A 13,595-nucleotide genomic window follows, 5' to 3' on the forward strand; every position below is an offset into this window, starting at 1 on the left:
GTGGCCCCCCGTGGGGGGGGGGGGGTGCGGGCCCCCCTGGTGCCGGGGGTGCGGGGGGCCGTCCCGCGCGCCCGGCTCTGGCTACCCCCCCGCTGAACGACGAGACGGGCCGCGAACGGCGTTCGTCGGGCTCATGCCCTCCGTAGCCTGCGAGATTGACCTACCTTGGAGTGGGCCGACTCCTCGGTGCGGTTTGCTAATCTCACTATGCGAGACGTTAGTATCGTTGTATGAGACAGCATAGCGGTATCGGGGTGCTCGACAAAGCCATGTCCGTGCTTTACGCGGTCGCCGAGCAGCCCTGCGGTCTGAATGAGCTGTGCACTCGCACGGGATTGCCCCGTGCGACGGCGCATCGGCTGGCCGTGGGCCTCGAGGTGCACCGCATGCTCGCGCGCGACCACAACGGCCTGTGGCGGCCGGGTCCGGCGCTGTCGGAACTGGCCACCACGGCCGACGATCCGCTGCTGGACGCGGCCGGGGCGGTTCTGCCGCGGCTGCGTGAGATCACCGGCGAGAGCGTGCAGCTCTACCGCCTGGACGGACATTCCCGGGTCTGTGTGGCCGCCCTGGAACCCGCGGCCGGACTGCGTGACACCGTGCCGGTGGGCGCCCGCTTGCCGCTCACGGCCGGTTCCGCCGCCAAGGTCCTCCTGGCCTGGGCCGACCCCGAATTGCAGCGCAGCGTGCTGATGGACGCGGTCTTCGGCGACCGGGCGCTGACCGAGGTGCGCCGGCGCGGCTGGGCACAGAGCGCGGCCGAGCGCGCGGCCGGTGTGGCCAGCGTGTCCGCGCCCGTGCGCGATTCGGCCGGGGCCGTGGTCGCCGCGGTATCGGTGTCCGGACCGATCGATCGGATGGGCCGCCGGCCGGGCGCGCGCTGGGCCGCCGATCTGGTCGCCGCGGCCGATGCCCTGCACAAACGGCTCTGACCGGCCCGGTGACCGGATTCCACTGTGACGTGGACCATACGGCGTAAACTACAGTCGCCGTATGGGAGCGAATCAACGCGCGCAGATCGTGATGTCCGATACGGAGATCACCGAATTCATCGAACGCAGCCGGACCATGACGCTGGCCACCCTGAGTCCCACGGGCCTGCCGCACCTGACGGCCATGTGGTACGCGCTGATCGACGGGCAGATCTGGTTCGAGACGAAGGCCAAGTCGCAGAAGGCGGTCAACATCGGCCGCGATCCGCGCGTCACCGTGCTGATCGAGGCCGGTGACACCTACGACCAGCTGCGTGGGGTATCGATCGAGGGCCGCGCGGAGATCGTGGACGACGCCGAGGCCCTGTTCCGGGTCGGGGTGAGCGTCTGGGAGCGCTATACGGGTCCCTACACCGACGAGGCGCGCCCGTTCGTCGAGACCATGCTGAACAAGCGCGTGGCCATCCGGGTGGACCCCGATCGCCTCCGCAGCTGGGACCATCGCAAACTGGGTATGCCAGCGATGCCCGCCGGCGGCTCGACCTGGCCGAAGCCCTGATCCGCCCGAAGCTCATGAGAGATGAGAAAGGCCCCCAGCTCGATGAACTGGGGGCCTTCGATGTAGTCCCGACGGGATTCGAACCCGCGCTACCGCCTTGAGAGGGCGGCGTCCTAGGCCTCTAGACGACGGGACCAGGATCGGCTCTCCGGAGTGGAGGCCCGGCCAGCGTAACCGGCGGAAACCTCGGCAACCAAATCGCCTGGAGGCTGTCCCGCCTCGACCGCGAATCGAAGCGAATCAACACTCACCGCTGGGGTACCAGGACTCGAACCTAGAATGGCTGAACCAGAATCAGCTGTGTTGCCAATTACACCATACCCCAATGACCTGGGATTTCGTCCCTCATCCCCGTCGGGGTGAGGGCCGCTTTCCGGGCCGGGAAGAAGATTACCAAACCCGGCCCGGAAAACTACAAATCGGCTGGTAGAGGCCCCGTTCGAGACCCGAAAGGCCTTATCCGGCCCGATTCAGCGCGCCCCGCAGCCGGTCCATCGTGACCTCGCGCCCGAGCAGTTCGAGCGATTCGTAGAGCGGCGGGCTGATGTGCGATCCGGTCACCGCGACCCGCACCGGCGCGAACGCCTTGCGCGGCTTGAGGCCCAGATCGTCCACGAGCGCCGTCTTCAGCGACTCCTCCAGCGCGGCCGCCGACCAGTCCGCTACGCCCTCGAGCGCCTTCACGGCCGCCTGCAGCACCGGCTGGGCGTCGGATCCGAGGTTCTTGTCCGCGGCCGCGGGGTCGATCGTGAACTGCTCGGCCGGGACGAACAGAAACCTCAGCAGATCCCAGGCATCGCCGAGCACCACGATCCGGGTTTGTACCAACTCGGCCGCCGCAGCGAAAAGAGCCTCGTCCACTTCAGCTCCGATGTGGCCATGCTCGGTCAGGTACGCACGCAGCCGGTGGGCAAAATCACCCGAATCGAGCAAACGAATGTGCTCAGCGTTGAGCGCATCCGCCTTCTTCTGGTCAAAACGTGCCGGATTCGAATTTACTTTCGATATGTCGAAGGCCGCAACCATCTCCGTCATGGTGAACACATCGCGATCGTCGGCGAGACTCCAGCCGAGCAAAGCCAGGTAATTCAGCAAACCCTCGGGAATGAATCCTCGGTCGCGATGGACGAACAGATTCGACTCCGGATCGCGTTTGGACAACTTCTTGTTGCCCTGCCCCATCACGAACGGAAGATGACCGAACTCGGGAGTGAACTCGGCCACTCCGATCCGCTGCAAAGCCTCATACAGCGCAATCTGCCGAGGTGTCGAAGACAACAGATCCTCACCACGCAACACGTGAGTGATCTTCATCAACGCGTCGTCGAGCGGATTCACCAGCGTGTACAGCGGATCACCGGTGCCGCGCGTGAGAGCGAAGTCCGGCACGGTCCCGGCCCGGAAGGTGGTCTCCCCGCGCACGAGATCGGTCCAGGTGATGTCGCGATCGGGCATACGCAACCGGATCACGGCGGGACGGCCCTCGGCCTTGTACGCGGCGATCCGCTCGGGTGTCAGGTCACGATCGAAGTTGTCGTAGCCCAGCTTCGGATCCCGTCCGGCCGCGCGATGACGGGCCTCGACTTCCTCTGGGGTGGAGAAGGATTCGTAGGCCTCCCCCGCCTCCACCAGCCGGCGCACGGCGTCGAAGTGCAGATCACGCCGCAGCGACTGCCGGTAAGGGGCGTAGGGCCCGCCGACCTCGGGACCCTCGTCCCAGGTGAGGCCGAGCCAGCGCAGCGCGTCCAGCAGCGCGCGGTAGGAATCCTCGGAATCGCGTGTGGCGTCGGTGTCTTCGATGCGGAAGACGAAGTCGCCGCCATGGTGCCGGGCGAACGCCCAGTTGAACAGCGCGGTCCGGATCAGGCCGACATGGGGGGTGCCGGTCGGTGACGGGCTGAATCGGACCCGTACGTCAGTCATGTTCCTTCTCTCGATCAGCGTTTTGCGGCAACGGGATTGGATAGGGTGCCGATGCCCTGGACCGTCACGGACACAGTTTGCCCAGCGGCGATCGGTCCTACACCTTCCGGTGTACCGGTGAGGATGACATCGCCGGGCAGCAGCGTCATCACCGCCGTGATCCATTCGATCAGCTTCGGAATGTCGTGCAGCAGAAGCGAAGTCCGGCTGCGCTGCCGGACCTCGCCGTCGAGCTCGGTGACGATCTCCAGATCGGCGGGGTCCAGCTCGGTCTCGATCCACGGGCCCAGCGGGCAGAAGGTGTCGTACCCCTTGCCCCGGGTCCACTGACCGTCGTGGCGCTGCTGATCGCGGGCGGTGACATCGTTGGCGACGGTATAGCCGAGGATCACATCCTTGGCGCGGGCGGCGGGCACATCCTTGCACGGACGGCCGATCACGACCGCCAGTTCGCCCTCGTAGTCCACCTGAGAGGAACTGGGCGGCAACAGGATCGGGGCGTTGGGGCCGATGATGGCGGTATTGGGCTTGAGGAAGATCACCGGATCCTGCGGCGCCTCACCACCCATCTCGGCGGCGTGCGCGGCGTAGTTCTTGCCGATGCACACCACCTTGCTGGCGAGAATCGGCGCGAGCAGCCGGACGTCCGCCAGCGGCCAGCTGCGGCCGGTGAACGTCGGCGTGCCGAACGGATGTTCGGCGATCTCGCGGACTACCGAGTCCGATTCGGACCCCTCGATGCTGACGAAAGCGACCCCGTCGGGGCTGGCGATACGACCTAGACGCATGGGTCGCAGTCTATCGACCTGCGCGATTTCGACTTGCGCGGCGGGTGTACCGTGAAGACGTTTCCATGATACAGGACTCCGGTCCCAGTATATGAGACTCGAGGTGAGGCGTATGGCCGTCGTGACCGATATCAGCGCAACCCGCCGGTGGGTCATGCTCGCCCTCGGCGTCTTCGCGCAGAGCGCCAGCGCCGTCATCGTCAATGGCATGCCGTTTCTGCTGCCCGCGCTCACCGATCGCGGAATGCCCTTGGCCACTGCGGGTCTGCTGGTAGCGATGCCGGCGGTCGGACTGTGCTGCATGCTGATCGCCTGGGGATATGCGGTCGATCGCATCGGCGAGCGGGCGGTGCTGGTGGCCGGTCCGCTGGTGATGTGCGCGGCCGGCGTGGCGGCGGCCACCGTCTCGAATTACGTTGCGCTGGGGGCGTTGTTGTTCTTGGCCGGGATGGGCGCGGCGAGCACCAACGGCGCCAGTGGACGGGTGATCGTCGGCTGGTTCCCGCCCGATCGGCGCGGACTGGCCATGGGAATTCGACAGACCGCCCAACCGCTGGGCGTGGCCGTGGGTGCGCTGACAATCCCGGCCGTCGCTGCGACACACGGGTTTTCCGCCGCGATCCTGGTGCCGGCCGCGATGGCCGGACTGGCCGCCGTCGGCTGCGCGATCGGCATCGTGGATCCGCCGCGGCCCGGCGGCGCCGGAAATGCCCGGCCCGCCAACCCGTATCGCGGCGACGCCACGCTGTGGCGCATCCACGGGGTATCGGTGCTGTTGGTGATTCCGCAGGCGACGGTGTGGACCTTCGGGCTGCTGTGGCTGCACCGGGACGTGGGATTGCCGCTGGGCGTGGCGGGTGCGCTGGTCACCGCCACCCAGATCCTGGGCGCGGGTGGGCGTATCGGGGTGGGCGTGTGGTCGGATCGGATCGGCAGTCGGCTGCGGCCATTGCGCACCGTGGCCGTCGCGGCGGTGGTCTCGATGGCGGGATTGGCCGCGGCGGCCGGACTGCACTGGTGGTGGGCGGCGCTGCCGCTGCTGGTGGTGGCATCGGTGATCACGGTGGCGGACAACGGTCTTGCCTTCACCGCCGTGGCCGAGATCGCCGGGCCCTATTGGAGCGGGCGCGGCCTGGGCATCCAGAACACCGGCCAGAATCTCGCCTCGGCCGCCATCGCCCCCGCCTTCGGCGCGGTGATCACCGCCGCGGGCTTCCCCGTCGCCTATGCGCTCGCGGCCGTAATCGCCGCCGCCGCAGTACCTCTCGTCCCGATCGCGCCGAGCGCCCGGGCGGCCGCCGAGCCCGTGGCTCCGCCGGAACACCAAGGCGTACTGGACAACTGACCCAGACGTCGTCCGGCAAACCCGGAGCGAGGGTTGCTGGGGGCCCGGCAAAGGTTGCTGGGTGCCCAAGGGACGCAACCTTTTTCACATTGTGTCAGAAGAAATCGGCCATGCGGTGGATCTGATAGATCTTCCGTATCACCCCTATGGAGTGAAGAAGCCTCACTTCGAAATAGTTTCGGCCGCAAGCAATCCCCCTGCCAGGACAGCGAACGGCCCCGCGTCCGAACGGGATTCGGAGGCGGGGCCGGATGTGCGGATCAGACCGCCGCGGCGATCCGGTCGCCGACCTCGACGGTCGACGCCGCGCCGACGCGGGAGGCCAGATCCTTGGCGACGGCCGCTTCGACGCGGGCGGCCTCCTCGGACTTGCCGAGATGAGTGAGCAGCAGGGCGACCGACAGGATCGCGGCGGTCGGGTCGGCCTTCGACTCACCGGCGATATCGGGGGCGCTGCCGTGCACCGGTTCGAACATGCTCGGATTGGCGCCCGAGGCATCGATATTGCCGGAGGCCGCCAGACCGATGCCACCGGCGACGGCCGCGGCCAGATCGGTGATGATGTCGCCGAACAGGTTGTCGGTGACGATGACATCGAAGCGGCCCGGATCGTTGACCATGTGGATGGTCGCGGCATCGATGTGCTGATAGGCGATTTCGACATCCGGGTATTCGCCGCCCACCTCGTTCACCGTGCGCTGCCACAGCGATCCGGCGAAGGTGAGCACATTGGTCTTGTGCACCAGGGTCAGATGCTTGCGACGCTGCCGGGCCTTGTCGAAGGCGTAGCGCACCACGCGCTCGATGCCGAAGCGGGTGTTGGTGCTGACCTCGGTCGCCACCTCGTGCGGCGTCTCGACCCGGATCGCGCCGCCGGTTCCCGTATACGGCCCCTCGGTCCCCTCGCGCACCACCACGAAGTCGATATCCGGCGTCCCCGACAGCGGACTGGTCACGCCCGGGTACAGCCTCGACGGCCGCAGGTTCACGTGATGGTCGAGCGCGAACCGGGTGCGCAACAACAACCCTCGCTCAAGCACCCCGCTCGGAACCGACGGATCCCCGATGGCGCCCAACAGAATCGCGTCGTGCTGCCTCAACTCCGGCAGCACCGACTCCGGCAGCACCTCCCCCGTCGCGTGATACCGCTTGGCCCCCAGGTCGTACCGGGTCTTCTCGACCCCCGGCACCACCACATCGAGCACCTTGAGTGCCTCGGCGATGACCTCGGGCCCGATCCCATCCCCTGGGATGACAGCAAGCTTCATCTCACAACACTCCGTTCAGTATCACCGACCGCAGATATCGAGCTCCCGGCCTCGACCACAGACTTCGCCACGATATCCGGTCCCCGCGGAAGGCCCCCCATCAGGGCAAGCCCATCCCGAATACTGAGACCCCGCCACTCGCTGCGCTCGTGGCGGGGTACAGAGGAGAACTCGCGGCAGGCGGGAAAGAGGCCCGCAACGGGTGGCGAAAGGAGTTCGCGGGGGATAGGAGAGGGAACTTCGCAGCTGACCAGGTCGCGACGGATGGGGAAGCTATCGACGGGGAAGGGAGGTCGTGACGGGGGTGCACTCACCCGCAGGCCAACTCCCCCAGGCTCGCAATCTCTCTGTCCCTGTTGTTCCGGCCCCAGGGCCGGAACAACAGGGCTCGCGATGTCCGTCCGGAAAACGTCAGCTCAGGTCGACCAGGGCGACCTTCGCCGCGCCGACTACCTCGGCGATGGTGTTCCGCACGTCCGCCGGAACGTCGGTGTTGACGCGGAGGATGACGGTGGCGCCCTCCTTGTCGACGTCCTGGCTCAGCTGGGCTGCCTGGATGTCGATTTCGACCTCGCCGAGCTTGGTGCCGATCTTGCCGAGGGCGCCGGGGCGGTCGTCGTAGTTCAGGACGGCCAGGTTGAGGCCCTCGGCGCGCATATCGTAGTTGCGGCCGTTGATGTTGACGATCTTCTGGACCTGATGCGGCTCGGTCAGCGCGCCGGAGACATTGAGGGTGCGGCCGTCGCCGAAGATCGCGCGCAGGTCGACCAGGCTGCGGTGCGACGGGCTCTCCGACACGGTGGTGACGGTGGCCTCGATACCGCGCTCCTTGGCCAGCGCGGGCGCGTTGACGAAGGTGACCGAATCCTCGATCAGGGCCGAGAAGATTCCGCGCAGCGCCGAAAGCTCCAGCACCGCAACATCTTCCGAGGACAGCTCGCCGCGCACCTGAACCTCCAGGCTGACCGGCAGCTCATCGGCCAGCGCACCGAGCAGCACGCCCTGCTTGCGCACGATCTCGAGCCACGGTGCGACCTCCTCGCCCACCGCGCCACCGGTCACATTCACCGCGCCCGGCACGAATTCACCTGCGAGCGCGAGCAATACGGACTTGGCGACATCGGTGCCCGCGCGGTCCTGGGCCTCGGAGGTGGAGGCGCCCAGGTGCGGGGTCACCACGACCTGCGGCAGCTCGAACAGCGGACTGTCGGTGCAGGGCTCGGTCTCGAACACGTCGATACCCGCGCCGCGCACATGACCCGACTTGATGGCGTCCGCGAGGGCGGCCTCATCGATCAGCCCACCGCGCGCGGCGTTCACGATGATGACGCCCTTCTTGGTGAGCGCCAGCTTCTCCTTGCTCAGCAGCCCCTTGGTCTCCGGCGTCTTGGGCAGGTGAACCGAGATGAGGTCGGCGCGCTGCAGCAGCTCGTCCAGCGACAGCATTTCGATGCCGAGCTGCGCGGCGCGGGCCGGCGACACATAGGGGTCGTAGGCGACGATCTTGGTCTCGAAGGCGGCCAGCCGCGCGGCGAACAACTGCCCGATCCGGCCCAGGCCGATCACGCCGACGGTCTTACCGAAGATCTCGACACCGTTGAACTTGCTGCGCTGCCAGGTGTGTTCGCGCAGCGTCGCATCGGCGGCCGGAATCTGGCGCGCGGCGGACAGCAGCAGCGAGACGGCATGTTCGGCGGCTGTATGGATGTTGGAGGTCGGCGCGTTCACGACCATGACGCCGCGCTCGGTGGCCGCGGGCACATCGACATTGTCGAGGCCGACACCGGCACGGGCGACGATCTGGAGGTTCTTACCGGCCTCGAGCACTTCGGCATCGACGGTGGTGGCGGAGCGCACGAGCAGCGCATCCGCCTCGGGCACGGCGGCGAGCAGCTCGGGTCGGTTGGGGCCGTCGACCCAGCGAACCTCGACACCGTCGCCGAGCGCATCGACGGTCGACTGGGCGAGCTTGTCGGCGATCAGAACAACAGGACGGCCATTCTGGCTCACGACTCCACCTCGCTGGCGCTCGGTTCCGTCGCGCGCCAGGCGCACTGTGTCGATGGTTCGCTCGCAAGCTCGCTCACGGTGGGGCACTCCTGGGGAAAGGGGTTCGGCAATTATCGCCGCCCAGCTTAATCGTCGGAATTCGCGCGCGCCCTACCCCCTTGGCAGTCGCCCGCCATCAGTACGAATGACCAGTTCCATACGGAGATTTCCGGCCGCGAAACGATTGCGGTCCGGTGAACTGAGTGAACCCGATTCGTCGGATCCGTGCCGATCCGGCGAAAGCTTGGCAAAGACAGTCGTCATGCCTGGCCAGACCCGATTTTCACGGTCACCGTGAGAGCATGGCCATCACCCGGCGCACCTTTTCGGCAATGTTGGCGACCGGCCTGCTCGCCGCCGTGGCCGACACCCGCCTCCCGCGCGCGAACGCGACCGCGCCCGGTGTCGACAAGGTGGCCGTGATCGGCATCGACGGCTGCCTCTACACCGAACTGCTCGCCGCCGTCACCCCGAATCTGCAGCGCCTGGCCGCCCGCGGCACGCTGAGCCGCTACTCCATCGCCCCGCATACGACCGTCTCGTGCCCGTCCTGGTCGGCGGTGCTCACCGGCGTCTGGGACACCCGCACCGGCATCTGCGATAACGACGCCACCTGTTCACCGGAACACCTCGGCCGCTACCCCACGGTCTTCAACCGCATCAAACGCGCTGCGCCGCAACGGAAGACAGCATCGATCGCGACCTGGGACACGATCGGTCGCATCGCCGGAACCGGCGAACCGCATGCCGATGTGATCATCACCGCGGGCTCGAATCCGTTCGGCACCTACGGATGTGAGGCCGATATCGATACCGGCACGGACGCGGCGACGGTCGCCGCCATCGCCGAGGGCACCGATTTCGTGTTCACCCATTTCGATCAGGTCGACATCGCCGGACATCGCCTGCGCGCCAGTAATCCTCAGGCCTACCGCGACGCCATCAGCCGCGTGGATATCCTCGTCGGCCGGATCGTCGACGCGATCGAACAGCGCTCCCGCGCACATCTCGACGAGCGCTGGACCATCCTGGTCACCACCGACCACGGCCATAAGCCCGAGGGCGGACACGGCGGCCAAAGCGCCTATGAGGTCGCGAGTTTCGTGATCGCCTGCGGTCCGGACTTCGCGGCCGGGCGCGACTACAACGGCTATTCGCTGATCGACATCACCCCGACCGTGCTCGACCTGCTCGGCGTGCCGCCGGTGCCCGAATTGGACGGAAAGTCCCTGCGCGACGGCGGATCCGGCGATCCCGGCGCCGCACCGCCGGATACCCCGGCCGTCGGGCATCCCCAGGATCCCGCCACGACTCGCCTTGCGGCCCTGCCGTTTCCCTACGATGCCGGTTGCAAGGTGAGTACCGGGCCGGTCGGGGACTGACCGGCCCGGACCCCGCGACTCACCCGGCCTGGGCCTCGTCATCGGTCGCGCGCATCGCATACACCCGCTCCAGGAAATCGCGGTGCGCCCGCAGCGTCGAATCCAGCAGTTCCCGCCAGGTGCGCCGATCGATGCGGGCATCGCTCTCCAGCGACGACCGCGATGCGGGTCGCAGCTTATCGATGTGGTCGACGATCAAAGTCAGCCGCCGACGCGGGAATTGGGCGCCGATGCGCGGATTCTCGGTGAGGAAGGTGTCCAGCGCGTAGAGATAGTTGATGGCGCGGTTGTACTCCTCATCGGTGAGGTGATAGTCCATCCGCTTGATCTCCACGATCCACAGCTCCCCGGCATCGTGCAGCAGCACGAAGTCCGGTTCGCGCTTCTCGCTGCCGATCGACGTCGTGACCAGCGTGATGCCGAACTTCTGGATGTACCAGCGCTCGAAGCTCGCTCGCACCCGCTTGAGCGATTCGTTCATGCCCAGCGGTGTCCACTCCGGCGCCAGCAGCCACGGCGCGCGCTCGATCAACTCCTGGAAGGGCCGCTCCAGCGAGCGACGATCGTCGACGAGCCGGCGCAGCCGATCCACCACCGCGACCCGCTCGCTGGCGATCTGCCCGAGCGAATAGATCTCGGCCACCCGCGCCCGTTCGAACAGGGCCACCACGACATCCAGATGCGGATCGGACTCCTCCGCGATCTCCTTGAGCGTCTCCAGCAGGCTGCGCTGCGGTCCGAGCGAGAGCGCAAGGCGCACAATGTTTTCCAGATGGCCTGGATCATCGAGCGCGGCGCGGTCCTTGTTCGCCACCAGGATTCGCGCCGCGTCGATGACCGAATCGCGGAACAGCTGGTCCCCCTGCGCGATCGCCTCCAGTGCCGTATAGATATGGGACTTCTCGACGAACTCCTCCCACACCCGCCGCCGGACCGACCGCTCCCCCATGCGCCCGAGCTCCCTGATCAGATCCTTCCCCCAGACCGCCAGCGCCTCCCCGCGCGGCGAATTCCACATGATGTCCTGACGATCCGAGCGCACCAGGTCCTCGTCGCCGTCGAGCCAGTCGACGTGGATGGCGCCCACCAGATACGAGCGCAGCTTGTGCTCACCGGTGAATCCGGCCGCAATACCGAAATCCCTGGTCTGCGCGACGATCTTGCCGCGCGCGTAGATGCGGACACCGGCCATCGACTCGTCGCGATAGGGCTGCTTGGAATAGGCGACCCAGCCGGATACCGGCAGGAACTGCCGGCCCACCCGAACCGGGCGGTGCGCCACATCGATCCGCGTCTCCTCCATCACGTCGATGGCCAGATCGCTGAGGATGAAGTTCTCCTCGGCCGCGGCACTGTTGCGCACCTCGACACGCCAGTCGGGCCGCTCGATCCCGAACCGCGCCGCGAGTTGACGATTCAGCTCCGGACCGGAGTTCACCCGCTTGCGGAAGAAGTCGCGCAGGATCACGGTCGTGCCGCGGTCGGGGCTGAGGGTGCCGTCGCGCGCACCGACCTTCGGGTAGTAGTCGCTCTCGGTGTCGGACACCATATCGTCGAGATCCATGACGATATGCGAGACCGGCCAGCCCGCGGGCGTGCGGTCATCCGGATCGCTGCCCGCGGTGATCACCTCGATGGTGTGACAGATGCCGAAGGCTGCCAGTTTCCCGATTCCCTTGCGGCCCATGACCGGTCGCCGCCGCTCGCGCGACAGATCCGAGCCGGTCCGCAGGCGCCGGTCGGAGCCGACCATCAGATAGTGCTCGTTCACCTCGTCGGCGGTCATACCGTGACCGTTGTCGGTGACGACGATCTCGTAGTGCGAATCCTCGGCGGCGCGGACGGTTCCGCCCAGCGTCACACCCCACGGCAGCGAGACCTCCACCACCGTCGCGTCGGCGTCGTAGGAGTTGGCGATGAGTTCGGCCAGCACGGCCGAAACCCGGTCGTAGAGCTTGATGCCCAGCTTGTCGATCGCCAGGCGGCTGATGCGCATCGTGTACTTGTGATCGGCCTGCACATTGCCGTACATGGTCGGGCCTCCCGCTCGCCCGTGGGGGGCAGCCGCCGTTCAGCTACCACTGATCCCATCCTTCGCCGGGTCGTTGACCAGGGGTTGAACGATGAACTACCAGGTGGTCACGACCTGGTCGCGGATTAGCTCCAGATCTCGGCCCGATTACCGACCGGTCCGCACGGATCGCCCGAAATTCGGCTGCTCGCCCGCCCGGTGGCTGGCTAGCATCGCCGGATGAACCTGCGCGCGATCCCGGATTCGATGGACCCCACGACGGTCGGCTCGATCGATACCGAGCTCGACCGGGTGTCGCGCGAGCATCGGGTCCGAATCCGGCTGGCCATCGAAAGCGGCAGCCGCGCTTGGGGTTTCCCCTCGCCGGACTCCGATTACGACTGCCGGTTCGTCTATGTGGCGAGCCTGGACACCTATCTGTCGCCGTGGCGCACCCGCGACGTGATCGAGACACCGCTGACCGGTCTGCTCGATGTCAACGGCTGGGATCTGGCCAAGGCGCTGCGACTGCTGGTGGGCGGCAACGCCGTACTCATCGAATGGCTCATGTCGCCGATCGTCTACCGCGGCGATTCGGCGTTCCGTGACGAATTGCGGGCGCTGGCCGATGAGGTGGCCGATCGCGACCAGGTGGCGCGGCACTATCTGCATCTGGGCGCGCGGCAGTGGCGGCTGTTCGGCGGGAGCGGATCGCTGAAGAAGGTGTTCTACTCGCTGCGACCGGCCATGGCGCTGCGCTGGCTGCGCGAACATCCCGAGGCGGTGGTCGCGCCCATGCCGCTGCCGATCCTGCTCGAGGAGTGCGAGCTTCCGGCGGATCTGGTGGCGGCCGTGCGCGAGCTGACCGAGCTGAAGTCGCGCACGCGCGAGATGGGCAGCGGCGGCGCGCCCGCGCCGATCGCGGCGTTCATCGCCGCCGAGTTCGAGCGCGCAAGGGACGCCTTCCCCAAGACCTCCGGCCGCGACCTCGCGCGCGCGAAGGCCGCCACGGCGGCGTTCTTCCGGCAGCAAACTATTGTCACGGCGACCGGATAGCGGCGATTTGCCCGGACGTGCCCGCATTTCTACGGGCACCGGGAACGATGGCACCGTAATCGTGCCGTGATAGGTGTCACGCCCCTGGAACAGTGGGCATGACCGGCGAATTGCGAAGGGTCCGAGGATATTCGGTCCGAGAAACAGGGCTGCCCCGGGCAGTAACTGCCCGGGGCTGGCCTATGGGTCGCCTAGGCGACCATCACCGCAGCTCAGGCGCCGAAGGAGCCGGTCCACAGGGTGTTGAGGATACCGTGGAAAGCGGCACCGAAGGTGCTGAAC

General features: G+C 67.1%; 10 protein-coding genes and 2 tRNA genes. 5 read left to right on the forward strand and 7 right to left on the reverse strand.

Translation table 11 applies throughout. From position 1 onward, the window contains the following. Positions 1-230 precede the first annotated feature (230 nt). A complete protein-coding gene (locus ACIA76_RS18940; RefSeq protein WP_397153123.1) occupies positions 231-932 on the forward strand; it encodes an IclR family transcriptional regulator in 702 nt (233 codons plus the stop codon). A 61-nt stretch (positions 933-993) separates the two neighbouring features. Next, entirely contained in the window at positions 994-1,491 is a 498-nt protein-coding gene (locus tag ACIA76_RS18945; protein ID WP_397153124.1) for a pyridoxamine 5'-phosphate oxidase family protein, read from the forward strand. Between the two features lie 63 nt (positions 1,492-1,554). On the opposite strand, the gene ACIA76_RS18950 is transcribed toward ACIA76_RS18945, so the two are convergent. The 4 genes from ACIA76_RS18950 to ACIA76_RS18965 all read right to left on the reverse strand — a co-directional run bounded on the left by ACIA76_RS18950 (position 1,555) and on the right by ACIA76_RS18965 (position 4,202). After that, positions 1,555-1,627 (reverse strand) — tRNA-Glu (locus tag ACIA76_RS18950). 117 nt (positions 1,628-1,744) lie between these two features. Next, positions 1,745-1,816, reverse strand: a tRNA-Gln gene (locus tag ACIA76_RS18955). Positions 1,817-1,947: 131 nt separating this feature from the next. Next, on the reverse strand, positions 1,948-3,414 hold the full coding sequence (gene gltX, locus ACIA76_RS18960) for a glutamate--tRNA ligase (protein ID WP_397153125.1): 1,467 nt from the start codon (positions 3,412-3,414) through the stop codon (positions 1,948-1,950). A gap of 14 nt (positions 3,415-3,428) precedes the next feature. Continuing rightward, on the reverse strand, positions 3,429-4,202 hold the full coding sequence (locus tag ACIA76_RS18965) for a fumarylacetoacetate hydrolase family protein (protein ID WP_397153126.1): 774 nt from the start codon (positions 4,200-4,202) through the stop codon (positions 3,429-3,431). 112 nt (positions 4,203-4,314) lie between these two features. Between ACIA76_RS18965 and ACIA76_RS18970 the strand changes: the two genes are divergently transcribed. Then, the gene (locus ACIA76_RS18970; protein WP_397153127.1) at positions 4,315-5,547 is read left to right on the forward strand and encodes an MFS transporter; all 1,233 of its coding nucleotides are present in this window, start codon (positions 4,315-4,317) and stop codon (positions 5,545-5,547) included. 260 nt (positions 5,548-5,807) lie between these two features. Here ACIA76_RS18970 and ACIA76_RS18975 read toward each other — a convergent pair whose 3' ends face one another. Beyond that, the gene (locus ACIA76_RS18975; protein ID WP_397153128.1) at positions 5,808-6,815 is read right to left on the reverse strand and encodes a 3-isopropylmalate dehydrogenase; all 1,008 of its coding nucleotides are present in this window, start codon (positions 6,813-6,815) and stop codon (positions 5,808-5,810) included. Positions 6,816-7,226: 411 nt separating this feature from the next. Then, positions 7,227-8,825, reverse strand: a complete 1,599-nt coding sequence (gene serA, locus ACIA76_RS18980; protein WP_397153129.1) for a phosphoglycerate dehydrogenase — start codon at positions 8,823-8,825, stop codon at positions 7,227-7,229. Positions 8,826-9,166: 341 nt separating this feature from the next. On the opposite strand from serA, the gene ACIA76_RS18985 reads away from it, so the two are divergent. Continuing rightward, positions 9,167-10,246 carry an alkaline phosphatase family protein gene (locus tag ACIA76_RS18985; RefSeq protein WP_397153130.1) on the forward strand — a complete coding sequence of 360 codons (1,080 nt, stop codon included), beginning with the start codon at positions 9,167-9,169 and terminating at the stop codon, positions 10,244-10,246. Positions 10,247-10,265: 19 nt separating this feature from the next. On the opposite strand, the gene ACIA76_RS18990 is transcribed toward ACIA76_RS18985, so the two are convergent. After that, positions 10,266-12,278, reverse strand: a complete 2,013-nt coding sequence (locus tag ACIA76_RS18990; RefSeq protein ID WP_397153131.1) for an ATP-binding protein — start codon at positions 12,276-12,278, stop codon at positions 10,266-10,268. A 219-nt stretch (positions 12,279-12,497) separates the two neighbouring features. Here ACIA76_RS18990 and ACIA76_RS18995 point away from each other — a divergent pair, with 219 nt between their 5' ends. Further along, positions 12,498-13,313, forward strand: a complete 816-nt coding sequence (locus tag ACIA76_RS18995) for a DNA polymerase beta superfamily protein (RefSeq protein WP_397153132.1) — start codon at positions 12,498-12,500, stop codon at positions 13,311-13,313. Positions 13,314-13,595: the final 282 nt, after the last annotated feature.

This window comes from Nocardia sp. NPDC051570 (assembly GCF_044454005.1).
Taxonomy (GTDB): Bacteria; Actinomycetota; Actinomycetes; order Mycobacteriales; family Mycobacteriaceae; genus Nocardia.